Annotated in this window: 31 protein-coding genes; 22 read left to right on the top strand and 9 right to left on the bottom strand. The window is 56.2% G+C overall.

The window, feature by feature from the left end; all coding sequences use genetic code 11:
• Positions 1 to 275 precede the first annotated feature (275 nt).
• Genes AC2FGB_RS11495 through AC2FGB_RS11465 form a run of 7 tightly spaced genes read left to right on the top strand, consistent with a single transcriptional unit; the run spans position 276 to position 5,699 of the window.
• Positions 276 to 980: a response regulator transcription factor gene (locus AC2FGB_RS11495; protein ID WP_142639269.1), complete on the top strand. Its 705-nt coding sequence runs from the start codon at positions 276 to 278 to the stop codon at positions 978 to 980.
• A gap of 32 nt (positions 981 to 1,012) precedes the next feature.
• On the top strand, positions 1,013 to 2,731 hold the full coding sequence (locus AC2FGB_RS11490) for a sensor histidine kinase (protein ID WP_281973490.1): 1,719 nt from the start codon (positions 1,013 to 1,015) through the stop codon (positions 2,729 to 2,731).
• Between the two features lie 4 nt (positions 2,732 to 2,735).
• Positions 2,736 to 3,206, top strand: coding sequence for an HPr kinase/phosphorylase (locus AC2FGB_RS11485; protein WP_496694497.1), 471 nt, complete (start codon positions 2,736 to 2,738; stop codon positions 3,204 to 3,206).
• Positions 3,191 to 4,084 carry an RNase adapter RapZ gene (gene rapZ, locus AC2FGB_RS11480; protein ID WP_246097304.1) on the top strand — a complete coding sequence of 298 codons (894 nt, stop codon included), beginning with the start codon at positions 3,191 to 3,193 and terminating at the stop codon, positions 4,082 to 4,084. The genes AC2FGB_RS11485 and rapZ overlap by 16 nt, the downstream gene beginning before the upstream one ends.
• Entirely contained in the window at positions 4,081 to 4,494 is a 414-nt protein-coding gene (locus AC2FGB_RS11475; RefSeq protein ID WP_142639275.1) for a PTS sugar transporter subunit IIA, read from the top strand. The genes rapZ and AC2FGB_RS11475 overlap by 4 nt, the downstream gene beginning before the upstream one ends.
• The gene (locus tag AC2FGB_RS11470; protein ID WP_142639277.1) at positions 4,491 to 4,760 is read left to right on the top strand and encodes an HPr family phosphocarrier protein; all 270 of its coding nucleotides are present in this window, start codon (positions 4,491 to 4,493) and stop codon (positions 4,758 to 4,760) included. The genes AC2FGB_RS11475 and AC2FGB_RS11470 overlap by 4 nt, the downstream gene beginning before the upstream one ends.
• Before the next feature lie 39 nt (positions 4,761 to 4,799).
• The gene (locus AC2FGB_RS11465) at positions 4,800 to 5,699 is read left to right on the top strand and encodes a lysophospholipid acyltransferase family protein (protein ID WP_271951305.1); all 900 of its coding nucleotides are present in this window, start codon (positions 4,800 to 4,802) and stop codon (positions 5,697 to 5,699) included.
• Between the two features lie 65 nt (positions 5,700 to 5,764).
• Here AC2FGB_RS11465 and AC2FGB_RS11460 read toward each other — a convergent pair whose 3' ends face one another.
• Positions 5,765 to 6,640 (bottom strand): 3-hydroxybutyryl-CoA dehydrogenase, encoded by an 876-nt coding sequence (locus tag AC2FGB_RS11460; RefSeq protein WP_142639281.1) that lies wholly within the window; start codon positions 6,638 to 6,640, stop codon positions 5,765 to 5,767.
• Positions 6,641 to 6,802: 162 nt separating this feature from the next.
• Between AC2FGB_RS11460 and AC2FGB_RS11455 the strand changes: the two genes are divergently transcribed.
• Complete coding sequence (locus AC2FGB_RS11455) at positions 6,803 to 7,624, top strand: DUF6473 family protein (RefSeq protein ID WP_496694496.1); 822 nt, start codon at positions 6,803 to 6,805, stop codon at positions 7,622 to 7,624.
• Positions 7,625 to 7,685: 61 nt separating this feature from the next.
• Here AC2FGB_RS11455 and AC2FGB_RS11450 read toward each other — a convergent pair whose 3' ends face one another.
• From AC2FGB_RS11450 to AC2FGB_RS11425, 6 genes are all read right to left on the bottom strand, one after another.
• Complete coding sequence (locus AC2FGB_RS11450) at positions 7,686 to 8,615, bottom strand: electron transfer flavoprotein subunit alpha/FixB family protein (RefSeq protein WP_142639283.1); 930 nt, start codon at positions 8,613 to 8,615, stop codon at positions 7,686 to 7,688.
• The gene (locus tag AC2FGB_RS11445) at positions 8,615 to 9,373 is read right to left on the bottom strand and encodes an electron transfer flavoprotein subunit beta/FixA family protein (RefSeq protein ID WP_271951297.1); all 759 of its coding nucleotides are present in this window, start codon (positions 9,371 to 9,373) and stop codon (positions 8,615 to 8,617) included. The genes AC2FGB_RS11450 and AC2FGB_RS11445 overlap by 1 nt, the downstream gene beginning before the upstream one ends.
• 265 nt (positions 9,374 to 9,638) lie before the next feature.
• Positions 9,639 to 10,211 (bottom strand): cob(I)yrinic acid a,c-diamide adenosyltransferase, encoded by a 573-nt coding sequence (locus AC2FGB_RS11440; RefSeq protein ID WP_496694495.1) that lies wholly within the window; start codon positions 10,209 to 10,211, stop codon positions 9,639 to 9,641.
• Positions 10,212 to 10,415 (bottom strand): twin transmembrane helix small protein, encoded by a 204-nt coding sequence (locus tag AC2FGB_RS11435; protein WP_142639289.1) that lies wholly within the window; start codon positions 10,413 to 10,415, stop codon positions 10,212 to 10,214.
• An 80-nt stretch (positions 10,416 to 10,495) separates the two neighbouring features.
• Complete coding sequence (locus tag AC2FGB_RS11430; protein ID WP_496694494.1) at positions 10,496 to 11,323, bottom strand: SDR family NAD(P)-dependent oxidoreductase; 828 nt, start codon at positions 11,321 to 11,323, stop codon at positions 10,496 to 10,498.
• A 68-nt stretch (positions 11,324 to 11,391) separates the two neighbouring features.
• Complete coding sequence (locus AC2FGB_RS11425; RefSeq protein WP_496694493.1) at positions 11,392 to 11,994, bottom strand: SH3 domain-containing protein; 603 nt, start codon at positions 11,992 to 11,994, stop codon at positions 11,392 to 11,394.
• A gap of 201 nt (positions 11,995 to 12,195) precedes the next feature.
• Between AC2FGB_RS11425 and AC2FGB_RS11420 the strand changes: the two genes are divergently transcribed.
• From AC2FGB_RS11420 to tuf, 3 genes are all read left to right on the top strand, one after another.
• Positions 12,196 to 14,544: a DNA topoisomerase IV subunit A gene (locus tag AC2FGB_RS11420; RefSeq protein ID WP_496690306.1), complete on the top strand. Its 2,349-nt coding sequence runs from the start codon at positions 12,196 to 12,198 to the stop codon at positions 14,542 to 14,544.
• A gap of 95 nt (positions 14,545 to 14,639) precedes the next feature.
• Positions 14,640 to 15,230, top strand: a complete 591-nt coding sequence (locus AC2FGB_RS11415) for a hypothetical protein (protein WP_496690305.1) — start codon at positions 14,640 to 14,642, stop codon at positions 15,228 to 15,230.
• Between the two features lie 116 nt (positions 15,231 to 15,346).
• Positions 15,347 to 16,522 carry an elongation factor Tu gene (gene tuf / locus AC2FGB_RS11410; RefSeq protein ID WP_142640426.1) on the top strand — a complete coding sequence of 392 codons (1,176 nt, stop codon included), beginning with the start codon at positions 15,347 to 15,349 and terminating at the stop codon, positions 16,520 to 16,522.
• A gap of 252 nt (positions 16,523 to 16,774) precedes the next feature.
• On the opposite strand, the gene AC2FGB_RS11405 is transcribed toward tuf, so the two are convergent.
• Entirely contained in the window at positions 16,775 to 17,116 is a 342-nt protein-coding gene (locus AC2FGB_RS11405; RefSeq protein ID WP_142639802.1) for a RidA family protein, read from the bottom strand.
• A gap of 256 nt (positions 17,117 to 17,372) precedes the next feature.
• On the opposite strand from AC2FGB_RS11405, the gene AC2FGB_RS11400 reads away from it, so the two are divergent.
• From AC2FGB_RS11400 to AC2FGB_RS11365, 8 genes are all read left to right on the top strand, one after another.
• Positions 17,373 to 18,125 (top strand): FkbM family methyltransferase, encoded by a 753-nt coding sequence (locus AC2FGB_RS11400; RefSeq protein WP_271951961.1) that lies wholly within the window; start codon positions 17,373 to 17,375, stop codon positions 18,123 to 18,125.
• Positions 18,126 to 18,405: 280 nt separating this feature from the next.
• Complete coding sequence (locus AC2FGB_RS11395; protein WP_496694388.1) at positions 18,406 to 18,600, top strand: hypothetical protein; 195 nt, start codon at positions 18,406 to 18,408, stop codon at positions 18,598 to 18,600.
• Positions 18,601 to 18,876: 276 nt separating this feature from the next.
• Positions 18,877 to 19,191 (top strand): 30S ribosomal protein S10, encoded by a 315-nt coding sequence (rpsJ, locus tag AC2FGB_RS11390; RefSeq protein WP_008756422.1) that lies wholly within the window; start codon positions 18,877 to 18,879, stop codon positions 19,189 to 19,191.
• A gap of 18 nt (positions 19,192 to 19,209) precedes the next feature.
• The gene (rplC, locus tag AC2FGB_RS11385) at positions 19,210 to 19,935 is read left to right on the top strand and encodes a 50S ribosomal protein L3 (protein ID WP_142639796.1); all 726 of its coding nucleotides are present in this window, start codon (positions 19,210 to 19,212) and stop codon (positions 19,933 to 19,935) included.
• On the top strand, positions 19,932 to 20,549 hold the full coding sequence (gene rplD / locus AC2FGB_RS11380; protein ID WP_050605826.1) for a 50S ribosomal protein L4: 618 nt from the start codon (positions 19,932 to 19,934) through the stop codon (positions 20,547 to 20,549). The genes rplC and rplD overlap by 4 nt, the downstream gene beginning before the upstream one ends.
• Positions 20,546 to 20,842, top strand: a complete 297-nt coding sequence (locus AC2FGB_RS11375) for a 50S ribosomal protein L23 (protein ID WP_142639794.1) — start codon at positions 20,546 to 20,548, stop codon at positions 20,840 to 20,842. The genes rplD and AC2FGB_RS11375 overlap by 4 nt, the downstream gene beginning before the upstream one ends.
• Positions 20,843 to 21,012: 170 nt before the next feature.
• Positions 21,013 to 22,047 (top strand): fatty acid desaturase, encoded by a 1,035-nt coding sequence (locus tag AC2FGB_RS11370; RefSeq protein WP_496691897.1) that lies wholly within the window; start codon positions 21,013 to 21,015, stop codon positions 22,045 to 22,047.
• Between the two features lie 80 nt (positions 22,048 to 22,127).
• Positions 22,128 to 22,304 carry a hypothetical protein gene (locus AC2FGB_RS11365; RefSeq protein ID WP_176797675.1) on the top strand — a complete coding sequence of 59 codons (177 nt, stop codon included), beginning with the start codon at positions 22,128 to 22,130 and terminating at the stop codon, positions 22,302 to 22,304.
• 191 nt (positions 22,305 to 22,495) lie between these two features.
• On the opposite strand, the gene AC2FGB_RS11360 is transcribed toward AC2FGB_RS11365, so the two are convergent.
• Positions 22,496 to 23,635 (bottom strand): MBL fold metallo-hydrolase, encoded by a 1,140-nt coding sequence (locus AC2FGB_RS11360; RefSeq protein WP_299984700.1) that lies wholly within the window; start codon positions 23,633 to 23,635, stop codon positions 22,496 to 22,498.
• Positions 23,636 to 23,781: 146 nt separating this feature from the next.
• Here AC2FGB_RS11360 and AC2FGB_RS11355 point away from each other — a divergent pair, with 146 nt between their 5' ends.
• From AC2FGB_RS11355 to rpsS, 3 genes are all read left to right on the top strand, one after another.
• Positions 23,782 to 24,354 carry a TetR/AcrR family transcriptional regulator gene (locus tag AC2FGB_RS11355; protein ID WP_299943190.1) on the top strand — a complete coding sequence of 191 codons (573 nt, stop codon included), beginning with the start codon at positions 23,782 to 23,784 and terminating at the stop codon, positions 24,352 to 24,354.
• Positions 24,355 to 24,620: 266 nt separating this feature from the next.
• Positions 24,621 to 25,463: a 50S ribosomal protein L2 gene (gene rplB / locus AC2FGB_RS11350; RefSeq protein ID WP_008757664.1), complete on the top strand. Its 843-nt coding sequence runs from the start codon at positions 24,621 to 24,623 to the stop codon at positions 25,461 to 25,463.
• Positions 25,464 to 25,466: 3 nt separating this feature from the next.
• Complete coding sequence (gene rpsS / locus AC2FGB_RS11345; RefSeq protein ID WP_005980699.1) at positions 25,467 to 25,745, top strand: 30S ribosomal protein S19; 279 nt, start codon at positions 25,467 to 25,469, stop codon at positions 25,743 to 25,745.
• The last annotated feature ends 2 nt before the right edge of the window (positions 25,746 to 25,747 follow it).

The raw sequence follows: 25,747 nt of genomic DNA, 5'->3' as shown, positions 1-25,747 counted from the left end.
CCGGCGATTGGGCGGGTCTTATCATGGTCGTTTAGGGCGTGAACAGGACGGTTTGGCGCAGTTAGCGCAACCAAGTTCAGGTTTAGCGCCACCATGTTTTTTCTGCCGGAAATACAGACACTTTTCGAAGACCATTAACGGCTTTTTTGCCGCATGTGTGTGACAACAATCGCACGATTCGTAGATGGTGATTGATTCGCGGCCATAAAAACGACAAAAATGCCCTACAAATAAGCGAATTGTTTCGTATGAGAGCAGGAATAGGGGTTAACCCGATGTCAAAGATTGCACTGGTGGATGACGACAGGAACATTCTGACGTCCGTATCCATGACGCTCGAAGCCGAGGGTTTCGAGGTAGAAACGTATAACGACGGGCAGGCTGCTCTGGATGCGTTTAACAAGAAGCTGCCCGATATGGCAGTGCTGGATATCAAGATGCCGCGTATGGATGGCATGGATTTGCTGCAGCGACTGCGGCAGAAGACCCAGATGCCGGTGATCTTTCTGACTTCGAAAGATGACGAGATCGACGAAGTTCTGGGTTTGCGTATGGGTGCTGATGATTATGTCAAAAAGCCCTTTTCGCAACGGTTGCTAGTAGAACGGATACGGGCCTTGCTGCGCCGTCAGGAAGCGACCTCGGGTGATCCCGTGGCTGCCAACACAGGCGACGCCAAGGTGATGGAACGGGGCGAATTGCGGATGGACCCCTTGCGCCACGCGGTGAGCTGGAAGGGATCGGATGTCTCTTTGACAGTGACCGAGTTCCTGCTGCTGCAGGCCTTGGCGCAGCGTCCGGGATTTGTCAAAAGCCGCGATCAGCTGATGGATGTTGCCTATGACGATCAGGTCTATGTAGATGACCGCACGATCGACAGCCACATCAAGCGTCTGCGCAAAAAGATGCGCGCTGCTGATCCGGAGTTTTCGGCCATCGAAACGTTGTATGGTATTGGGTATCGGTACAACGAAGAATAAGCGTGGCCTAAGTTAAGGGGTTACTGGGTCTCGTGCGCGATACTGAGCAAGAAAACGAGTTACGCGACGGTGACGTCGTTCTTGGGGATGACTGGGTCATCCCCCAGAGCGACGATTCCGCCGAACTCAGGGCCACACGCGGCCGCCGCAATCTGTTTTCTCTGCGGGGCTCGCCTCTGGCGCGCAAGATCATCACATTCAACATGATTGCATTGGTGATTCTGGTCACCGGATTGCTATATCTGGATAATTCGCGAGAAGAACAGGTGCAGCAAACCGCCCGGAACCTGGTTGGTGATGCGCAGTTGGTCAGCAACGTATTTGAAACCCAACTGCGACAGAATGTGACTGGCATTACCCGCGACGCGGCCATTCTGGATGTCAAAGATACGTTGGCTGGTCTCAGCCTGCCGGTCGGCGGTGAAGTCTTTGTTTACGATGCTCGTGGGACGCTGATTGGTTGGACGCGCGGCGCGCCTGCGGTCTCAGAGATGCCGGTCATGCTGCGCTCAGAAGCTGATGCGCAGACTGGAAGCACACTGATCAGTGATGCCTTGAACGCGGTTTGGACCGGGCTGTCCAAAGTGTTCAAGCAAGATGAAACCAGCGAAGCGCCAACCTTGGCCCAACGCGTTCAGGCCATCATTCCACAGGCGCTGACCGGGCATATTCAGGTTCAGGCGGTTCAGGATGACGCAGGCGAAACGGTTATCGTTGCTGCGGCCCCGATCCAACTGGATGGAAAGCCCGTTGGCGCAGTTGCCATGGCCGGTCCCGCCGGAGAAATCGACGCATTGGCCCGCCGTGATCAAGAGCGGATTCTGCGCATGTTCGTCGTGGCGCTTTTGGTTTCCGTTGGCTTGAGCCTTGTCCTTGCATCGACCATCGCCAACCCGCTGGCCGATCTGGCATCCGCCGCCGAGATGGGCAAAGACCGCGGTGCGGGGGTCAACCCGGGCCGCATCCGCATCCCCGATCTGAGCGCGCGACCGGACGAAATCGGACGACTCAGCCGAGCTTTGCGCGGCATGGTTACAGCGCTGTACAACCGGATTGATGCAAACGAACAATTCGCGGCAGATGTGGCGCATGAGATCAAAAACCCCCTAGCCAGCCTTCAATCTGCTGTGGGCACGTTGCGCATGGTTAAAAGAGACGACCAGCGCGACAAGCTGTTGGGGGTGATCGAACATGATGTCCGTCGGCTGGATCGTCTGGTCAGCGACATTTCGAACGCCTCGCGCCTGGACGCCGAACTGGTCAAGGAGGAAGAGCAGCCATTTGATTTGTTGAACCTGATCGGAAACCTCGGTCAGTATCTGGGCGAGGATGCGCGCGCCAAGGGAATCGATTACATCACTGATCTGCCGCCCGAACCAATCACCGTGACCGGGCTTGAGGCGCGATTGGCGCAGGTGTTCGTAAACCTGATCACCAATGCGATTTCCTTCTGCGAAGAAAGCGATGCCATACGTGTGTGGGTACGCCGGCGCGAGGATCGGGTTCTGGTTGTTGTTGAAGACACTGGCCCAGGCATCCCCGAGCAGGCCCTGACCAAAGTGTTCAAACGGTTCTATTCCCAACGTCCCGTTGAGCATTTCGGCAATAACTCGGGGTTGGGTCTGGCGATCTCGAAACAGATTGTCGAGGCGCATGGCGGGGTGATTTGGGCCGAGAATATCCGCCCGACCGAAGCGGACATAACATCAGACCCTCAGGGCGCGCGATTCGTCGTGGGCCTGCCGGTTTGACGCGGTGAGCACGTCCGCACTCTCCTCTGTTGAACACAAAGATACTGCCATCGTTCACGCCTCTTGCGTCGCGGTAGCAGACCGTGCTGTTTTGATCGTGGGGCCTTCGGGCACCGGGAAGTCAGCGCTGTCTTTGCAGATGATGGCGTTGGGGGCCGATCTGGTCGCGGACGATCGGGTTCGGTTGTATATGGATGGCAATCTCGCCCTGGCAGAGGCGGCTCCAAATATCGGTGGACTGATCGAGGCAAGAGGTCTTGGCCTGTTGCGGGCAGTCTCGGTTGGGCCGGTGCCGGTTGGCTTTGTGGTGGACATGGCGCTAGAAGAACCCGAGCGCCTGCCAGAACCCCGTTCAATTCTTATCCTGAGGCAAACTGTTCCCTTGCTTCGGGGCGCTGGCGTCTCCAATTTACCAGCAGCGCTCTTGCTACTGATGAAAAACGGGTGCGCAGACCCGGAATGGCCCAATCAATGACGACCCAAAGACGCATCGTACTTGTCACCGGCCCATCCGGCGCAGGCCGGTCCACCGCAATCCGTGTCTTAGAGGATCTGGGGTTCGAGGCCATCGACAACCTTCCCATGGGTCTTTTGCTGCGTCTATTAGACGGGCCAAAAACCGACCGTCCCATGGCGCTTGGTATTGATGCGCGCAACCGCGATTTTTCCACGATTGGCGTCATCGAATTGCTGGCTAAGCTTCGGTGGATGGAACAGGTTGACCTGACCACGCTTTATCTCGATTGCAGCGATGAAGTCCTGCTGCGCCGGTATTCGGAAACCCGCAGACGTCACCCGGTGTCTGCGGATGCCAGCCCTGAAACCGGCGTGCGCCAGGAAAAAGAGTCGCTGGCCCCAATTCGTGAACTTGCAGATACGTTGATCGACACCACGCCACTGAATGTTCACCAACTGCGCGAAGAGGTAGAGCGTTGGTTTGCACCTCAGGGTGGGCGGCATCTGGCGGTAACCATCGAATCATTTTCCTATAAGCGTGGTTTGCCTCGCGGATTGGATATGGTCTTTGACTGCCGTTTTCTCACCAACCCGTACTGGCGTCCCGAGCTTCGGGCCGAAGATGGTCGCAATTCGGATGTGGCGAGCTATATTCAAACCGACGCGAACTATGCGCCTTTCTTCGAAAGGGTAGTTGACCTGCTGACTTTGTTGTTGCCCGCCTACCGGGCCGAGGGCAAAGCCTACCTGTCCGTGGCCTTTGGCTGTACCGGAGGGCAACACAGATCGGTTGCAATGGCCGAAGCGGTTGCAAGGGCCCTTGCAGAGGGGGGGCAGCAAGTGGCAATTAGGCATCGCGAAATGGAAAGACGATCGTTGAATGTGAGGCCGGATTGATCGGGATCGTACTCGTAGCACATGGTGGGCTGGCCAAAGAATATTTGGCCGCGATGCAGCATGTGGTCGGCAATCAGCCCGGCCTGGCCGCGATCTCGATCGAGGCCGATCATGATCGCGAAGCGAAGCAATCGGAAATCTGTGCGGCCGCCGACAGTGTTGATGTTGGTGACGGTGTTGTCGTCGTGACCGATCTGTTTGGCGGAAGCCCGTCGAATCTCAGCCTGCGTGCCTGCGCGCCGCAGGATCGCCGTATCCTTTACGGCGCAAATCTTCCCATGTTGATAAAACTGGCCAAATCCCGCCACCTGCCGATTGGCGAAGCCGTGCGGCAGGCAATGGAAGCTGGACGTAAGTATATCAATGCGCAAAATGTGACGTTTGACGAGAACCGGACAGATAAAGAATGACCACCCGAAGCTTGAAAATTATCAATGAAAAGGGCCTGCATGCCCGCGCCTCGGCCAAGCTGGTTGAGTTGGTAGAAGGGTTCGACGCTCAGGCCGAGGTGTCGAAAGACGGGCTTTCCGCATCCGGCGACAGCATTATGGGTCTTTTGATGTTGGCAGCGTCTCGTGGAACGACTATTGACGTCGAGACGTCCGGACCGGATGCTGAGGCGTTGGCTGATGCGTTGGAGACTCTGGTGAACGACAAGTTCGGAGAAGGTTTCTGACCGCACCCGCCGTGATACGAAGAACGGGATAACCAGGAATTGGCGGAAACAACGCACGAGACCAAGACAGGCCCGGTGGTGGATGGGACCAAGGACCAGGGCGAGATCTATGATCGTAAGACCCTGACCTACGCAAACTCGTTCGACGACCCTTGGACTGCAACAGCGATCCGCACCATTGAATGGTGTACGGGTAAGTTGACCATTTTGGGTATGGTTAACAAGTTCGAGAAGCAGAATGAACAATTCCGCGGCCAACGGTTCTGGGCAGGTGCGCTTAATATAATGGGCATCGACCTGACCACACCAGAGGAACAGATCGCGCGTATTCCAAAAACGGGGCCCGTGGTCGTCGTAGCCAACCATCCCCATGGCATGGTCGACGGCATGATTTTGGCAGAGCTGATCGGCAGGGTCCGCAGCGACTATCGGATCTTGACCCGTTCGGTTCTGACAGGTTTGGACGAGGCGGCGACGTCGTTCATGATTCCGGTGCCCTTCCCGCACGATCCCGAGGCACAGGCCAAGATGCTTGAGATGCGCGGCAATGCGATGGAGCATCTGAAAAACGGGGGCGTTGTGGCCTTGTTCCCTTCAGGCGTTGTGATGTCTTCGGATGACTGGTTCGGGCCGGTGATCGAGCGTGAGTGGAACGTGTTCACGGCCAAAATGATCCGTCGATCCGGCGCGCAGGTCCTGCCGATCTTTTTCCCTGGCAGGAATTCGCGTGCCTACCAGATCGCCAACAAACTTTCTGCGATTCTGCGCCAGGGTTTGTTGCTGCACGAGATCGTTCGATCCTGCAACAAACCGCAATCCCCGGTGATCGGAGAACCGATCTCGGATGAGGATATGCAGCTGCTGGAGCGAGATCCGCGCGGCTTTATGGCTTGGCTCAGAAAGCACACGCTGGGTCTTGGGCAGGCAACCAAGCTCTGACCTGCAATTTCACCTGATCAGGACAATCTCGTGGCTGCGCCCGGATGAATTCCGGGCGGTGGCCTTTACCGGGTCGGCACTGGCGCCTCGCCCCGATAGTCATAAAAACCACGCTGCGTTTTACGTCCCAGCCAGCCCGCTTCGACATATTTCGTCAACAGCGGACAAGGGCGATATTTGGTATCGGCCAATCCATCATGCAGCACGTTCATAATGGCCAAACAGGTGTCCAGACCGATAAAGTCAGCCAGTTCTAGTGGTCCCATCGGGTGGTTTGCGCCCAATTTCATCGATTGGTCAATCGACTGAACATTCCCCACGCCTTCATACAGGGTGTATACGGCCTCGTTGATCATCGGCATCAGGATGCGGTTGACAATGAAAGCCGGGAAATCTTCGGCGCTGGCGGCGGTTTTGCCCAGGCGGTCTACAACGGCCTTACAGGCAGCAAATGTTGGTTGATCCGTAGCAATGCCCCGGATCAGTTCAACCAGTTGCATCACCGGAACTGGGTTCATGAAGTGAAAACCCATAAAGCGTTCGGGCCGGTCTGTTCGGCTCGCCAAACGTGTGATCGAAATAGATGACGTATTTGACGTCAGGATTGTATGCGGTTGCAGATGTGGCAGCAAACTTTCGAAAATGGCTTGTTTGACGGTCTCACGCTCGGTTGCGGCCTCGATCACCAGGTCAGTCTGGCCCAGCTGTGGCAGCTCCATTGTGGTCGTGATGCGTTTCAGCGCGGATTGCATCTCCTCATCCGAAATTTTTCCGCGCGATGCCTGGCGCGCCATATTTCCTTCAATCGTCGCCATGGCGCTGTTCAGCGCGTCCTGGCTAACGTCGTTCAGCAGAACGTCATATTCCGCCAAAGCCAGTACGTGGGCGATACCATTGCCCATTTGGCCTGCGCCAATCACTCCGACTGATTTTACATCCATTTTTTGATGCCTCTGTGCCACGGGGTAGGATGACACTATCGGCAGATCGGGGCGGGCGGCAAGGGGATCAGACCGTTCGACTTTGCTTCAAATGCGCACATTAGGAGATTCTCAAGACTTGCGGCTGCAAGATGGCATCCGGGTGAAAATTGGGTGAGTGATATGAGCTATCATCAAGCTGGCTCGGGGCGACTCGAGCATGACGTGTGCCAATACGGTGATTCACGATTGTGGTTTCGTGGGCCAATGCGTTCGCTGGAGACGTCATTTGTGGCCTGCGCAGGTGGGACCGAAACATTCGGGCGATTCGTCGAGCAGCCATTCGCGGCAGTTCTCGAAGAGAGGTTGGACAGACGATGCCTGAATTTCGGAAGTCTTTTTTGCGGCGTAGATGCGCTGTGCGATGACACGGAGTTGAGGGGTTTACTGAACCAAGCAGAGCTCTGCGTGGTGCAGCTTAGCGACATATTGGGGCAGTCCAATCGATTCTACCGGGTTCATCCCCGACGCAACGACCGTTTTCTGGCTCCGACAGAGGATCTGAAATCTCTCTATCCCGAGATCGACTTTGCCGATGTCCATTTCGTACATCACCTGATGATTTTGTTGCAGGGCCGCAATGATGCGCGGTTCGAGGTAATCGCAGAAGAGCTGCGACGGAATTGGATCGACCGCATTGGGGGGCTTGTTGAGGCGCTTGAAGCGCCTGTTGTCTTGTTGAATTTGCAGGTCCTGCGTGAGGCAGAAAGTGATCAGCCCAAGCACGGTGCTGATATTCGGATCACGCCACAGATGATCGAGGCCCTGCGCCCTCTCAGCGCCGAGATCGTTGAGGTGACGGTCAGCGTGTCGGGGCAGTCCGATGAGCTTGAAGATATGCTGTTTGGAACACTGCAACAGCCCATGGCGGAATATATGATAGGTCCTGCGGCACACAGGTCGATTGCTGACGCCTTGGTCGGTCCGATCAGAAACCTGCAATGAAAAGGGCCCGCCGATGGCGGGCCCAATGCAAGATTCTTCGTGGAAAAGTCTAGCCCGTTGATCAGCCGAGTTTCTCGGTCAGTTCCGGAACGGCCTGGAACAGGTCGGCGACCAGACCGTAATCGGCAACCTGGAAGATCGGCGCTTCTTCGTCTTTGTTGATCGCCACGATGATTTTCGAGTCTTTCATACCTGCCAGATGCTGAATCGCACCCGAGATGCCGACAGCGACATACAGATCCGGGGCAACAACCTTGCCGGTCTGACCCACCTGCCAATCGTTCGGAGCATAGCCCGAGTCGACTGCGGCGCGCGATGCGCCAACTGCGGCCCCCAGCTTGTCAGCGAGACCTTCGATCAGCTTGAAGTCCTCTTCAGAACCGACACCACGGCCACCCGACACAACAACGCCAGCCGAAGTCAGCTCGGGGCGGTCGCTTGTAGCTACCTTGTCTTCGACCCAGGACGATAGACCGGGGTTCTCGCCGACCGAGATGGTCTCAACTGCTGCCGAGCCATCTTCGCCCGCAGCATCAAAACTTGCGGTTCGGAAAGTGACGACTTTTTTGGCGTCCACAGATTTGACGGTCTGGATCGCGTTGCCCGCATAGATCGGGCGTTCGAAGGTCGAGCCGTCGACGACACCGGACGCGTCCGAGATGACCATGACGTCCAACAGCGCGGCAACGCGCGGCATAACGTTCTTGGCATCGGTGGTGGCGGGGGCAACGATGTGCTCATAACCATCAGCCAGACCTACGATCAGCGCAGCAGTGGATTCTGCCAGGCGATGGCCCAGCGATTCGTCCTCGGCGACCAGAACCTTTGAGACGCCGGTGATCTTGGCGGCAGCTTCACCGGCAGCAGCAGCGGACCCGCCTGCGGCCAGAACGGTTACATCACCCAGTGCCTTTGCTGCGTTCACAGCTTTGGCGGTTGCGTCCAGCGCCAGTTCACCATTGTTAACTTCGGCGAGAAGAAGAACAGCCATTACACAGCCCCCGCTTCTTTGAGTTTCGCGACAAGCTCGTCTACCGAGCCGACGATGATGCCAGCGGCACGTGCCTGTGGTTCTTCGGTTTTGACGACTTCCAGGCGCGGCGAGACGTCGACGCCGTAATCGGCGGCGGTTTTCTCGTCCAGCGGCTTTTTCTTCGCCTTCATGATGTTGGGCAGCGACGCGTAACGGGGCTCGTTCAGGCGCAGGTCCACGGTCACGATTGTCGGCATTTTGACGCTGATGGTTTGCATGCCACCATCGACTTCGCGAGTGATCTTTGCGCTGTCGCCGTCGATGTCGATGTCGGACGCAAAGGTGCCTTGTGACCAGCCCAAAAGAGCTGACAACATCTGACCAGTTGCATTCATGTCGTTGTCGATAGACTGCTTGCCGCACAGAACGATACCGGGCTGCTCTTCCTCGACCACTTTGGCCAGGATCTTGGCAACGGCCAGGGGTTCGATGTCCTGATGGACATCATCTGCAGCAATGACCAGGATAGCACGGTCCGCGCCCATGGCCAGCGCAGTGCGCAGTGTTTCCTGGGCTTGTTTTACGCCGATAGAAACGACGACGACTTCGTCTGCCTTGCCGGCTTCTTTCAGACGGATTGCCTCTTCGACAGAAATTTCGTCGAACGGGTTCATCGACATTTTGACATTGGCGAGATCGACACCGCTGCCATCCGCTTTGACGCGAACTTTAACGTTATAGTCAATCACGCGTTTGACAGGCACGAGTACCTTCATTTTGCGCTAGCTCCTCACAAAAAACGGCAAGCCGCGTCGCGACTCCACCAATGTTCATGAGGGCTTGAATAGCGATTCAATTCAGGCGGCAACAGGGCAAAATCGTCACGTCATCTGCAACGGACGTCGCGTTTTGCTATTTTTGACGTGACCAAGCACCACACACCCACCCAAAAAGGCAGGAAGCTATCGGTTTGCGCCCGCCCGTCGGGCCGGGGCTTCGCCCTTCCGGTCGCCGCCGCGTCCACTGGACGCAACGCCGCTTTCAGCGGTTCGCGCCCGGAACCCACAGAACATCTTGGGTTCCGTTTTCATTGGCACAACGGGCTGCGACGAAGAACCAGTCGCTCAGACGGTTCAGGTACTTGACTGCGGTTTCGTTAACCGGCTCCATGTTGGTCAGCTCAACCGCAAGCCGTTCGGCCCGGCGCGATACGGTTCGACATACATGCAGATGCGCCGCAAGACGCGAGCCACCGGGCAGGATGAAACTGCGCAGCGGTTCCAAGGCTTCGTTCATCGCGTCGATTTCAACCTCGAGCCGGTCAATCTGCGCGGGCACGATGCGCAGAGGCGGATAGTCTGCTTCGGCATCCTTTTCCATGTCGGGACGACAGAAATCTGCGCCCAGATCAAACAGGTCATTCTGAATGCGGGCGAGTGCAGCTTCGACATCCCCATCTGCCTCGGTCCGGGCGACGCCGACAAAGGCGTTCAACTCGTCCACGGTGCCATAAGCGGTCACGCGGCCCGAGTATTTGGCGACGCGTTCGCCATTGCCGAGTGCGGTTTTGCCATCATCACCGGTGCGGGTGTAAATCTTGTTCAATACGACCATTTACTGACCTCCCTGACCGCGCAGCCAGACGTAAAGCACGATCAGAATCACGGCGATGAACTGAAACAGGATACGCAGGCGCATATACTTGTTGCTTTTCAGTGCCGCGTCCCTGCCGCTTTTGCCGAAATTCGAGATGCCAAGCGCCAATACGACGACAACCGCCGCCATGGCCAAAAGCAAAATGACCATCATTAGGTCCATGAGTACACCGTCCGCGTTTCTGTTTGCCTAGGGCTATCATCTAGCCCCGTGCGTGCCAAAAGCGAACGGGTTATTTCGCCTCAGACCCCTGCAAGGATGCGGTCAATCGCACGTGTCGACAGGATGCGGCGCAAACAACCGGCGATAAATGTAGGTGTTGTCACATAGTATCGGGGGCGCGGGCGCTTGGATTCTACGGCGTGGGCCAGCTTGGTCGTAACCGCTGATGCGGGCAGTTCAAACCGGTCCGGCCCCGACGATTCATACAGTCTTTTCAACAAAGAGGACTCATAACGCTCGCGCAGGGCCGAGTCTTGCCAGTTGATGAACCGCTCGAAGAACGGGATCGAGTTTTCGCGGATTTTAGATGTGATCGGGCCGGGTTCGATCAAAATGACCTTGATCCCCGTATCAGCCAGTTCTAGGCGCAGTGTATCCGTCAGCCCTTCGATTGCATATTTCGTGGCCACATAGGCGCCGCGCCACGGATAGGCCACCAGACCCAGCACCGAAGAGTTCTGAACGATTCGCCCGTGTCCTTGATTGCGCATAATCGGGATGACCTGCCTGGTCAGTTCGTGCCAGCCAAAGAAGTTCGCCTCGAAAATCTGACGCAGGCCTTCGGTCGGCAGGTCCTCGACCGCGCCGGGCAGGCCATGTGCGCCATTGTTGAACAGCGCGTCCAGGGTGCCTCCGGTGGCCTCCAACACTTCGTTCAAACCCGACGATATGCTGGCCGTATCGGTATAATCAATGCGCGGGCTTTCAAACCCCTGCGCCCGCAACCGGTCGCAATCGCGCTGTTGTTTGCACGAGGCAAACACGCGCCAACCCCGCGCGCGCATCCCATGCGCCGCATCCAGTCCGATGCCCGATGAGCAGCCAGTAATTAGAATGGTTTTCTGCATGATTTTCCCGATTCTGAACCAGCCCCAAGCTAGGGTGCACAGAGTATGGGAACAATCATTGCTCCACGTCAGTCTGGTGTTTTTCTGACCAAAGAGGTCGAAATCCACCCCACCTGTTGCTGCGGCAACACGCGCAGTCGCAACCATCCGGTGCCCGAGTCACTTAGCACCTCGACCTTCTGGCCGATGCGCGCTTTGCCAACAATCGGGTAGATCGTTCCAGGGCCGTCACGCATGTTCACGCGGGTCCCGGAGATTTCCCGGATATCTTTCCTGGGGTCAGGCTGGGCGGCGGGTTCAGGCTGCACGTCCTTGGTGATTTGCTTCAGGCCAGTTACACCGTCTTCCAGAGACGCAAGCGTGATGCTGGCAGTCTGATCGTCAAACACCGAAAGCGCGTTGAAAGTGTCCAGACTGGCGGGTTCTGCGACAATCGCTGCGACTGCTGGCTGGGGATCAATCGGGCGCTCGCGCACGACCGGCGAGCGCATAGCGACATTTGTCACAAGCTCTTTTGCCGGAGACGGTGCTACGGTTTTGGAGGCCGCTTTCGAGGCGACTCGCACGGGCTGTTCCGACCGCACACCGCGCGGTTCGAAATTAGGCCCGCCACTCATGACGTAAAAGCACCAGCCAAGTGCAGCGAAACTCATTACAATCAGGCGCGTCATGGCGCATCCCCCGGTCGATCAATCAAAACAAAAAAAGGCAGCAGACTAATGTCAGACATCCTAGCATAATTCGCGACCCAAGTCGAAAAACGGGGGAAATCGGGGGGTTGCCTCCCCCTGTTGCAAAAAGCGCCACTTGTCCCCAGTAAAATATGTCTTGCTTGCTTTACCCGCGCGCCCTTGCGTCGTATCACATCATCTATGAATGATACGATCGACGACCCCAATATGGTGGCCCCCGGAAACGGGGGCGAAGTAGCCGAACCGCTGCGCCGCGCGATTGGTGAACGTTATCTGACCTATGCGCTGTCCACCATCATGCACCGGGCCTTGCCCGATGCACGGGATGGTCTGAAGCCGGTGCATCGGCGAATCCTCTATGCGATGCGCGAACTGCGACTCAGTGCAACGGGCGGGTTCCGTAAGTCGGCGAAAATCTCGGGCGATGTGATGGGTAACTATCACCCGCACGGCGATGCCGCGATTTATGACGCGATGGCGCGTTTGGCGCAGGATTTTAATGTGCGCTATCCGCTGGTCGACGGGCAGGGGAATTTCGGCAATATCGACGGCGATAACCCGGCGGCCTCTCGTTATACCGAAGCTCGGATGACCATCGTGGCCGAGGCTCTGCTTGAGGGTCTGAACGAGGATGCTGTCGATTTCCGTGACAACTATGACGGCACGCTGACCGAACCGGTGGTTCTGCCCGCGCTATTTCCGAATCTGCTGGCCAATGGCTCCAGCGGTATTGCGGTGGGCATGGCGACGAATATCCCGCCACATAACATCTCGGAACTGTGTGACGCCTGTTTGCATCTGATCAAGACGCCGGATGCGCGCGACGATACGCTTCTGAACTACGTGCCCGGACCGGATTTCCCAACCGGCGGCGTAATCGTTGAACCGCCTGCGAATATCGCGCAGGCCTATCGCACCGGGCGCGGGTCATTCCGCCTGCGCTGTAAGTTCGAGGTCGAGGATCTGGGCCGCGGTCAGTGGCAGATCGTCGTCACCGAGATTCCCTATCAGGTTCAGAAATCGAAGCTGATCGAAAAGATCGCCGAGCTGATTCAGACCAAGAAAATCCCGATCCTTGGCGACGTTCGTGACGAATCCGCAGATGACATTCGCCTGATCCTTGAGCCGCGTTCCAAGAACGTAGACCCCGAGGTGCTGATGGGAATGCTTTATCGTAACTCAGACCTTGAGGTGCGATTCAGCCTGAACATGAACGTGCTGATCGACGGGGTGACACCCAAAGTCTGCTCGATGAAAGAAGTGCTTCGCGCTTTCCTGGATCACCGGCAAGAGGTTCTGCTGCGCCGGTCGCGCCACCGGATGGCCAAGATCGACCATCGGCTGGAGGTGTTGGAGGGCTTTATCGTTGCCTTCCTGAATCTTGACCGCGTGATCGACATTATCCGCTATGACGATGACCCCAAGGCTGCGCTGATGCGCGAAGACTGGGGCATCGACCATGTCCGCGCCACCAATGAGGCCGACTATGTCTCGCCCAAACCGGGCGAGGGCGAGCTGTCCGAGGTCCAGGTCGACGCAATTCTCAACATGCGTCTGCGCAGCTTGCGTCGTCTGGAAGAGATGGAGCTGGTTCGCGAACGCGATGAGCTGATGTTGGAACGTGCCAATCTCGAAGATCTGCTAGCCGATGAAAGCCTGCAATGGGCCAGTATCGCCGAGCAGTTGAAAGAGACCAAGAAAACCTTCGGCAAGGACTATGAGGGCGGCGCGCGGCGCACCCAGTTTGCCGAAGCCGGTCAGGTCGAAGAGGTCCCGCTTGAGGCGATGATCGACCGCGAACCGATCACGGTTGTCTGCTCTCAGATGGGCTGGATTCGCGCCATGACCGGCCATATCGACCTGAACCGCGAGTTGAAATTCAAGGATGGCGATGGGCCACGGTTTATCTTCCATGCGGAAACCACCGATCGGCTGCTGGTCTTTGCCTCGAACGGTCGATTCTATACGATCAGTGCCGCGAATCTGCCCGGCGGTCGGGGTATGGGCGAGCCGCTGCGCCTGATGGTCGACCTGCCGAATGAGGCGCAGATAATCGACATCCTGATCCACAAGCCGGGGCGCAAGCTGCTGGTGGCCTCGGATGCGGGTAACGGCTTCACCGTGCCCGAGGATGATGTGCTGGCACAGACCCGAAACGGCAAACAGGTGCTGAACGTCAAAGGCGACGAAACAGCGATTATCTGTAAGCCGATCGAAGGTGACCACGTTGCAGTGGTTTCTCAGAACGGCAAGTTTCTGGTCTTCCCGACCGAGGAACTGCCTGAAATGACCCGCGGCAAGGGCGTTCGCCTGCAGAAATACAATATGGCGCGCGGGCGGCAGGGGACGCTGGAATTGGACGGCGGGCTGTCAGATATCACCACCTTCAACTGGGAAGAGGGCCTGAAATGGTCCATGGGTGGCGACAAGACCCGGCACGAGGCAGATCTTTCGCAATGGCTGGCCAAGCGTGCCAGCGTCGGGAAAAAGCCGCCATACGGCTTCCCGCGTGATTTTAAATTCTCCTGATCAGGCCCGGTCACAGAGGATTTATGCCGATACGGCTTGGCACAAGCCGTATCGGTGCGTTAGATCAAAGAAAAACAGGCCTATCGAGACGAGATATGTTGCGCATTTTGACACTGATCACCGGATTGGCCCTGATGGGCGCCTGCACCCAAACGCAGGTTTACGAAGAGCCTGAGACGCTGGGCGAATTCAAGTTGCGGGTAAACTATGCCTTTGCCGATAAGGCGGTGCAGGGGCCGGTAAGCCGGGATGCGACGCCCGACGAATGGACTGCTGCCATTCAAAACGCGGTGGACATCCGCCTTGGGCGCTATACAGGCGCTCAGGAATACGACATCGGCATCAGCCTCGAGGGCTACATGCTGGCCCCTCCCGGAATTCCGGTGATCTACAACCCCAAGAGCACTGCGATTGTTCTGGTCAACGTTTATGACGTGAACAAGAAAGAGTTTCTTGCCAAAGGTAAGCAATTCCAGGTGCTGGAAGACACAACCGGCGGCAGTGCCCTGAAAGGTTCGGGCCATGAACGGACGAAACAAGAGCAAATGAGCGGGCTGGCTCTGAAAGTTGCGGACCGAGTCGAAGAATGGTTGGCCGAGGAACATTTGGAAAACGGTTGGTTCGACCGGCGTCCCGAACTGATCCAGCCACTCGATTCAGGTGAAGCAACGCAAAATCCGGCTTAAAGAACGGCATTTCCCGCAGGATGTGCTTGATTTTCTCCTTTGAACCCAATATCTCGCGCGCGCAGATGTAACCACGGGACCAAGGGTCCCCCAAAGCACAAAAGGGCGCCTGAGGAATGGCAAAGGAAAAGTTTGAGCGTAATAAGCCGCACGTCAACATCGGCACGATTGGCCACGTTGACCACGGCAAGACGACGCTGACCGCAGCAATCACCAAGTATTTCGGTGACTTCAAAGCGTATGACCAGATTGACGGCGCGCCTGAAGAAAAAGCACGTGGCATCACCATCTCGACGGCCCACGTGGAATACGAGACCGATGCGCGTCACTACGCCCACGTTGACTGCCCCGGCCACGCCGACTACGTCAAGAACATGATCACCGGTGCGGCGCAAATGGACGGCGCGATTCTGGTTGTGAACGCGGCTGACGGCCCGATGCCTCAGACCCGCGAGCACATTCTGCTGGGCCGCCAGGTTGGTATCCCGACCATGGTCGTGTTCATGAACAAAGTTGACCAGGTTGACGACGAAGAGCTGCTGGAGCTGGTTGAAATGGAAATCCGCGAGCTGCTGAGCTCGTATGATTACCCTGGCGACGACATTCCGATCATTGCCGGTTCGGCACTGGCCGCGATGGAAGGCAACAACCCGGAAATCGGCGAAGAATCGATCCGCAAGCTGATGGCTGCCGTGGACGAGTACATCCCGACGCCTGAGCGTGCTGTTGACCAGCCGTTCCTGATGCCGGTCGAAGACGTGTTCTCGATCTCGGGCCGTGGTACAGTTGTGACCGGTCGTGTTGAGCGTGGCGTGATCAATGTTGGCGACGAGATCGAAATCGTCGGCATCCGCGACACCAAGAAAACCACCTGTACCGGTGTTGAAATGTTCCGCAAGCTGCTGGATCGCGGCGAAGCGGGCGACAACATCGGCGCGCTGCTGCGTGGTATCGACCGTGAAGGTGTTGAGCGTGGCCAGGTTCTGTGTAAGCCGGGTTCGGTTACACCGCACACCAAGTTCGAAGCCGAAGCCTATATCCTGACCAAGGAAGAGGGTGGCCGTCACACGCCGTTCTTCGCGAACTACCGTCCGCAGTTCTACTTCCGTACAACTGACGTGACCGGCACCGTGACCCTGGCAGCTGGCACCGAGATGGTTATGCCCGGCGACAACGTGTCGTTCGAGGTTGAGCTGATCGCACCGATCGCGATGGAAAACGGCCTGCGTTTCGCCATCCGCGAAGGCGGCCGCACCGTCGGCGCCGGCGTTGTGTCGAAGATCGTCGAGTAATTCGCGCAAGCGAATGATCAAATGGAAAGGGCGCCCATTCGGCGCCCTTTCTCGTTTGATCTCGACAAGCCCGCGACGCACCCATGTCGTACACCAATGAGTGTTGAGTGATCGGAGGCGGTGATGAGATCGTTCGTCGAATAGTCTCAGACCTAACCGTCGAAACAAAAAAGCCCGCCCCAAACGGGGGCGGGCTTTTTCTGTTTGAATTTGGTAATTCAAGACGGGGAATTCCTAAAGAAGCAGCATGCTTTAGTCGTATGCGGCGTCCACTATGAATTCCACCTTCAGTTCGGGCCGCGCTAGTTTTGCTTCGCCACACGCCCTCGCAGGTGCGTATCCTGCAGGAACCCAAGCATTCCAGACCTCGTTCAAACCAGCAAAGTCCTTCATATCGGCCAGCCAGATGGTCACACGCAGCATTTTTTCCCGTGATGAACCTGCGCGCTCTAGAAGGTCGTCAATTTTCCCAAGGCAAATACGCACCTGTTCCTGAATGGTATCACCTTCGGCGACTTGCCCGGTCAAATAGGCCACACCATTATGTTTAACGATTTTGGACGATCTCTCGCCGGTTTCGATGCGTTCTATCATTGGAGTGATCTCGCTGTTTCCTGTTTGATGCACGCGTTCATGGTCATAAGATGCCCCGCATGGCAAACGGAAACCGCTTGAGTAACTTTCAGAAAAGTTGAACTGGTCGGAGACGCCGCGGGTCGACTGCATTTCGCCGCGCCTAGGCTAGCTTGCCAGCGACACAGTATACCAGATTGCGCTTTTGCCGTTGAAGTGCTCTCTAGTTGGTTTCAGTGGATTGCATCGGGCGAAACCGCAAGAAGGATACTTCGACATGGACGAAACCGTAGAACGACTGTCCAAACGCCTGAAGCGGCGAGGATATCAGGTTTCGCCAATGAAGGAGACGGGTGCCTATATCGGTAATCTGGGTTTTGAGGTCGAGACAGTATTCGATGTCGGGGTGGCCTCGGGAACCGAGCATTTGTACGAGGCTTTCCCCGCAGCCAAGTTTGTGTTGGTCGAGCCCATTTCGGATTACGAAACCAAAGTACGGAAAAACTGGGGCGACAAGATCGATTTTGATTTCCATGCTTGCGGAGTTGGTGCCGAAAGCGGACAGACGACTCTTCGAATTCCAACAGTTGGCGATCGTTGGCTCGGCACACGGGCAACGATGCAGGAGTTTGACGAAGCGGCAATCCAGCACACCTCGCAAGTTGAAGAGCGACAAGTCCCGGTAAAAACACTGGATGAGATTGCGTCTTCCTACAAGGAACCTTTCGGATTGAAAATCGACACGGAAGGTTTTGAAATCGAGGTTATTAAAGGTGCATCGGAGATGCTAAAAAAATGCACCTTTGTATTGGCTGAAGTCTCTGTACGGCGTCGGTATCACGGCGGTTATAGGTTCAGCGATTTTGTCGCCGCGATGGCAGATCACGGGTTTGAGCTACACGAATTCGTCAGGCCACCGTCTGCAGAAGCGACCGATTGCGATGCCATTTTTGCCCCATTCGAAAGCTCAGTGTTCGACTATCAGGATACCAGACTGTCTCGTATGGCGGCACGGGTAGCCAAGACATAGTCTAAGGGCATCTTTCCGCATGCAACGCGAGTTGTGTTGTCCGCGAAGGCGTTGAGTCTATCGCGCTGGGAGACGCCCCGCTTTTCGCTATCCGTGAAAGTGGCCGCTCCTCAAAGGACGGCCTTTCCAGAGGTTCGGATCGAGATGAGGTTACTCTGCGCCCACAAATCTGAAAGAGGTCGTGCAAGCCTCAACCAATTTGAAGTTAGAAACATGTATCGCCTCAGTTGCACTGATGACATATCGAACGTTACGAACAAGGGCAGAGTGAAGACACACGATGGAAGCAATATTCATCCTCTTGTTTCTGGCCTTTTTGCTCTGGGCGATCTGGCAACTGTTTGCGCTAGTGGGGGATATGGCAGAGCGGCGCGGACAAGATCAATTACTTTGGCAGGTGGCAGCACTGTTTATCAACCCGTTTGGGGCAATTATCTTGCTTTGGCTTTTTGTGTCTGTCCAAGAAAATCCCTAAGCATTCAGTACAGGAATCTGGTGGACCATTTTAGATTGAGTTGATCTTGTCACGACACCCAAATTCAGAAAATCTACGCATAGGGTATGAGCCAGGTGCGCGCATTCGACTTGTTTGAACTTCCCCCCTTGCCAAACCCCTCACACCCCTGTAGATCGCGCGAGTTCTCTATAAGAACATCAAGGCGGGGTGATTCCCGCCTTTTGGGTTCGATGAGGGTTGGCGATGCGCGCTTGTCCTCCTCTCAACCTCAACGCCTGATAAAAGGCTGTTATTATGCAAAGCCAAAATATCCGTATTCGGCTGAAGGCATTTGACTATCGCGTTCTGGATGCCAGCACGCAAGAGATCGTCAACACTGCCAAGCGGACCGGCGCGAACGTGCGCGGCCCGATCCCGCTGCCGAACAAGATCGAGAAGTTCACGGTTCTCCGTGGCCCTCACGTTGACAAGAAATCCCGCGACCAGTTCGAGATCCGCACGCACAAGCGTCTGCTCGACATCGTTGATCCGACCCCCCAGACCGTTGACGCGCTGATGAAGCTCGACCTCGCGGCTGGTGTGGACGTCGAGATCAAGCTGCAGTCGTAAGATCGGAGGGTATAGATTATGCGCTCTGGTATTATCGCAAAAAAAGTCGGCATGACCCGCCTGTTCATGGAAGACGGCAAGCAGATCCCTGTGACCGTACTTCACCTGGACAACCTGCAGGTTGTTGCACAGCGCACGGACGAGAAGGACGGCTATACTGCTGTTCAGCTGGGTGCCGGTGCTGCCAAGGCAAAACGCACCTCGAAAGCCATGCGCGGTCACTATGCCGCTGCCAAGGTTGAACCCAAGCGTAAGCTGGTCGAGTTCCGCGTCTCCGAAGATGGCCTGATCGAAGTAGGTGCCGAGATTTCGGCAGAGCATTTCCTGGAAGGTCAGAAAGTTGACGTTTCGGGTACTTCGATCGGTAAAGGCTTTGCTGGTGCAATGAAGCGCTGGAACTTCGGTGGTCTTCGCGCCTCACACGGTGTTTCGATCAGCCACCGTTCGCACGGTTCAACTGGCCAGTGTCAGGATCCGGGCAAGGTTTTCAAAGGCAAAAAGATGGCCGGTCACATGGGTGCTGCCCGTGTAACAACCCAGAACCTGGAAGTCGTCAAAACCGACGCCGACCGTGGTCTGGTCTTCATCAAAGGCGCCGTTCCCGGACCGAAATCCGGTTGGGTTACCGTCAAGGACGCCGTCAAGAAGAAAGCACCGGAAGGCCTGCCTTTCCCGGCTGCTGTGAAATCGGCTGCAACCGAAGCACCTGCGGAAGAAGCTCCCGCGGAAGGTGGTGAAGCATGAAACTTGATGTAATCAAACTGGACGGCGGCAAAGCCGGCAACATCGAGCTGGATGCAGACCTGTTCGGCCTGGAGCCGCGCGCGGACATCCTGCACCGTGTGGTCCGTTGGCAGCGTAACAACGCGCAGGCTGGCACCCACAAGGTCAAGACCCGCTCGGAAGTGTCCTACTCAACCAAGAAGATCTATCGCCAAAAAGGCACCGGTGGCGCACGCCACGGCGCCCGTTCGGCACCGATCTTCCGGGGTGGTGGCGTTTACAAAGGTCCGGTCGTGCGTTCGCATGGTCATGACCTGCCGAAAAAGTTCCGTAAACTTGGTCTGCGCCACGCGCTGTCTGCCAAAATGGCAGCTGGTGAACTGGTCGTGATCGAGAACGCTGAAGCCGAAGGCAAGACCGCCGCTCTGGCCAAGCAGGTTGCAAACCTGGGTTGGAAACGCGCTCTGGTCATCGACGGGGCGACCGTGAACGAAGGGTTCCTGAAGGCGTCGCGCAACATCGAAGGTCTGGATATCCTGCCGTCGATGGGTGCAAACGTTTATGACATCCTCAAGCGTGACACTCTGGTGCTCACCAAAGCGGCTGTCGAAGCACTGGAGGCTCGACTGAAATGAGCGCGAAGGCAGAACACTACGACGTGATCCGCAAGCCGATCATCACCGAAAAGTCGACCATGGCGTCCGAAAATGGCGCGGTTGTCTTTGAGGTTGCGATTGACAGCAACAAGCCACAGATCAAAGAGGCCGTTGAGGCACTGTTTGGTGTGAAGGTCAAAGCGGTGAACACCTCTGTGACCAAAGGTAAGGTCAAGCGGTTCCGCGGCCAGTTGGGCAAGCGGAAAGACGTCAAAAAAGCATATGTGACCCTTGAAGAGGGTAACACCATCGACATTTCCACCGGTCTTTGATCGGGCCTGTCTTTGGACAAACCATTAAGACCCCCGCGAAAGCGGGGGTTTTTCTTTAGGTAGTGACACCAAAAGTTGAGCGCCATTCCCAGCGTCTCGAACAGAAAATGATTGCTATGCCGGTGGGGTCGTCTATCCGGTATGGAACAAACAAACGATATGGCAGGCGCATGACCCAATCCACTCTCTCGACCCGGGACAACCCGGATGTGACTGTCGCGCGGGACTGGGTGTCGACGCTGGCCAAATATCGAGAGCCAAGCCAACCGCGTAGCTGGTTCGAGCTGGGGGTTACCTGTGTTCCCTTCATAGCGCTTTGGGCCTTGGCCTGGATGTCTTTGTCGGTGAGCTATTGGCTAGCGCTTGCGATCTCGGTTCTGAACGCGGCCTTTCTGTTGCGTCTGTTTGCCATTCAGCATGATTGCGGTCACGGGGCATTTTTTACGAACCGGACGGTCAGTGACTGGGTCGGTCGGGGGCTCGGGGTGCTGACGCTGACGCCTTACGATGTTTGGCGGCGCACACATTCCTCGCATCACAACTCATCTGGCAATCTGGATAAGCGCGGGATGGGAGACATCCATACGCTGACGGTGGCCGAATACCGGGCGCTGACGCCCTTGAACCGGTTATTTTACCGGCTCTATCGCCACCCGATCACCCTGTTTGGCTTTGGGCCCGGCTATCTGTTCCTGTTTCAAAACCGCCTCCCGCTTGGCTTGACCGGTATTCCGAAATTCTGGGTCAGCGCGATGGCGACGAACCTGGCCATTCTGGCCGCACTGGGGGCCATCTACTATTTTGGTGGCCTGATGCCGGTGCTGCTGATTTTCCTGCCCTCGACGCTTATCGCCGCGACCGCTGGCGTCTGGTTGTTCTATGTCCAACACCAATTCGAAGAGACGCAATGGGACCCTGATCAGGACTGGCAACTGCACGAGGCCGCCCTGCACGGCAGCTCGCATTACATCCTGCCATCCGTATTGCAGTGGTTCACGGCCAATATCGGCATCCACCACGTACACCATCTGTACAGCCGCATCCCGTTCTATCGCCTGACCGAAGTGCTGCGGGATCATGACGAATTGGCCAACAGCAACCGGATGACCATCCGCGAGAGCCTCGCCAACGCGCGGCTGCACCTGTGGGATGAAAAGAACCGCCGCCTGCTGTCCTTTGCCGAAGCGCGCGCGCTGTATGGGTGACGGGCTTGTTCAGAGGGTGTGAACGATAGCCGGAAATCCGGTCGTTGCCCCCGGCGTGTGATGCGGATACGGTCGCTGTTATGAAACATGTCCCCAAAGAAACAACAGATGAGGCCCTTATTCAGGAGTTCCTGGATAAAGGAGGCAAAGTCAGCATCGGCAAAACCAAACCTGCACCCGCCGAGCTTGGTCTGAGCAAGAATGTTTGGAACGCCAAACTGACCAAAGAAGAGAAAGCCGCGCGCGACAAAAAGTGATCGTGCTAGGCCAGTTGGGCAAGCGGAAAGACGGCAGGAAAGCAGATGTGATCCTGGAAGCGGGAATCACCATAGACGTGTCCAGCGCTCTCTGATTGAACCCGATTCCGGGGCGGCAAAGGCCCCAGCAAAAGCAGGAGCCTTACTTCGTGAGTATTGGCACAAAACTGTTTTTGGCACGCTGATCGTGTCTAGTAGAGGTCGCCGTCCGAAGCCTGCAGGATATTGACCACGCCTTCGTCGATCATCTCTTGCAGAACGCTGAGACGTTCAAAATCTTCGGGGCTGTTGTAGTTCTGAACATGAACCATGACGATGCCTTTGACGCCGCTGTCATCTTGTAACTTCTTCATGTCGCTGGGGAACATGTGGTAGGCGCCGATGACCTTCACTTTTTCTTCCTCGGACTGACCGCCCCACGGTGCAAACTTGATGTTCTTGCGGGTGATACCTTCGACAAATAGCAAATCGGCATCCTTGGATGCATTCACCAGCCCTTCTGAATAGTGTCCGTCGCCGCCAAAGACGAGAACACGGCCGTCGGGTTTGGTCGTAAACCTGTAGGCGTGGGTGTTCTCCAAAAACCCGTGCGCTGTGGGGAAGGCTTCGACCAGAACATTGTCATCTTCGAATATCTTACGTCCGTTGACGTCAACATGTGGCCAAACCGGCACCCCAACTGCGGTCGCACCGTCGAATTTCTGCACCGTCGACCCTTGTGCCATTTCGTTGCGGTCTATGCGCCACGCGTCGTTGATGCTGGCCATCATCTCGTCGACACCGGCGGGGCCGTAGACCTTCTTGTCGACGACAGCCAGGTTCGACCCGAATTTGAACGGATTTAGAATGAAAGACGGCAACCCAACGGTATGATCTTCGTGCAGGTGGGTCAGGAACATGTACTTGATGTTCGGCACGTTCATGATTGTTGCCAGATCCATCGCGTCCTGAGACTGAACCGATTTACCTAGTGCGCGCCACCAGCCTTCTCCAGCGTCAATGAAATAAGGATAGTCGTTTACGATGACCGCCAGAGCCGGGCCATAACGATAGGGGTTTGGGTTTGGGTCGCCGCTTCCCATGACCAGAACTTTGGACGGCTTGTCGGCAGGCGAACGATCCAGTGGTCCTCGGTTCTCAAATATCGGCCAGTTTCCGGGCGAACTGAAAGCGGTCTTCATGTTCTTCATCTGCGTGAAAGGCACGTTGAGATGGTTCTGTTCGGTTGTGGCAGCACCTGCGGCAAGATTTTCTTCCCAGGTTTGCGCAGTTGCAGTTGCGGCAATGACGCAAGCTGTCGCGAGTGTCGCTGATAAAAGTTTCTTAGGCATCGTACATCCCCCTTGAGGTCTGAAATCCCCATCCATTCGAATATGTATGGAGGGTACCTAATGGTATGCTCCATACCTAATAGTCTGTAAAGTACTTTTTGGTATGTATGTCTTGACGGCACGCAATTATGGCTTAAAAACAAGGCATGCGCGACACTCAAAAATCACCACCTCTTCCTCGATATGACCGCGAAAGATGGTTAGAAACAGCCCTTAATGTCCTTGCAACTGAGGGGGGTGCGCGGCTGCGAATCGACTCTCTCGTCAAAAACCTTGGCGTCACGAAGGGCAGTTTTTACCACCACTTCAAAAACCGTGATGAGTTTGTTCGGGCGCTGATCGATTACTGGTCCAAGGAGTTTACGGAATCGGTCATCAACGATGTCAATACGTCCGAGGCTTCACCTTCAGAGCGCCTGTTGTCGTTAACGCAATATGTCGAGGCTGAAGGGCTTGATCAATTTGATATCGCTTTCCGATCCTGGGCGGCTCAGGACCCCGTCGTGGCCGAAGCCCTGAGAGAAGTCGATCGCAGACGATATGAGTTTGTGAGGGGAGTCTTTGCGGCTATTGGCTTTGAGGGGGCCGAACTGGAAATGCGGGTCAGGCTGTTTCTTGTATTCATCAGCGCCCGCCGATCTGTTTACACGCCCCAAAGCGCGTACGATTCAGCAAGTGAAACACTCCTGAGGCATGAGTTCCTCACTCAAAAACATTAATTGATATGCAAACAAATAAGAGGCTCGAAAAGTTCTTCTTCGTTCAGTGGGTGAATGGGAGTGAGACGCATACACAATGTTTCTGATTCCTATAGACACCCACCCCCAACACGGCTATACGCACCCAATCTTGCGGCCTCGGATTCGTTCCGGGGCCTATGATATTTGAAACCGGGGACCTTCGGGGCCCTATACCCTTGGCACCTACGGGGGCCTATCACATAGCGGGGCAATGCCTCGCACTTGCTAAACGGAAGACAGAAAGCATGGCACTCAAGTCGTACAAGCCGACGACGCCGGGCCAGCGCGGGCTGGTGCTGATCGACCGTTCGGAGCTTTGGAAAGGACGTCCGGTCAAGTCTCTCACTGAGGGTTTGACCAAATCGGGCGGCCGGAACAACACCGGACGGATTACTTCACGCCGCCGCGGCGGTGGCGCAAAGCGTCTCTACCGGATCGTTGACTTCAAACGGAATAAATTTGATGTCGCGGCAACCGTTGAACGGATCGAATATGACCCGAACCGGACCGCATTCATCGCACTGGTAAAATACGAAGACGGCGAGCAGGCATATATCCTGGCTCCGCAGCGTCTGGCTGTTGGTGACAAGGTTGTGGCTTCGGCCAAGGCCGACATCAAGCCGGGCAACGCAATGCCGTTCTCGGGTATGCCTATTGGTACCATCGTCCACAACATCGAGATGAAGCCTGGTAAAGGCGGTCAGATCGCACGTGCGGCCGGTACTTACGCGCAATTCGTAGGCCGCGATGGCGGTTATGCTCAGATCCGTCTGAGCTCGGGCGAGCTGCGCATGGTCCGTCAGGAATGCATGGCCACCGTTGGTGCCGTGTCCAACCCCGACAACTCGAACCAGAACCTCGGTAAAGCCGGTCGTATGCGCCACAAAGGCGTGCGTCCGTCGGTTCGTGGTGTTGCAATGAACCCGATCGATCACCCGCACGGTGGTGGTGAAGGCCGTACCTCGGGTGGCCGTACACCGGTTACGCCTTGGGGTAAGGACACCAAGGGTAAGCGTACTCGCAACAAAAACAAAGCGTCCCAGAAGCTGATCATCCGCTCGCGGCACGCCAAGAAGAAGGGACGTTAATCCATGTCTCGCTCTGTTTGGAAGGGTCCTTTCGTCGATGCTTACGTGCTGAAAAAAGCCGAAGCAGCGCGCGAGTCGGGCCGCAACGAAGTTATCAAAATCTGGTCGCGTCGTTCCACCATTCTGCCCCAGTTCGTGGGTCTGACCTTTGGTGTGTACAACGGCCAGAAGCATATCCCCGTCAACGTCTCGGAAGACATGATCGGTCAGAAGTTCGGTGAGTATTCGCCGACTCGCACCTATTACGGTCACGCCGCTGACAAAAAAGCGAAGCGGAAGTAAGT

This window comes from Ruegeria sp. CDSC021 (genome assembly GCF_059610845.1).
Note: the sequence above shows the minus strand (reverse complement) of the source record. Positions and strands in the feature narration are given on the sequence as shown.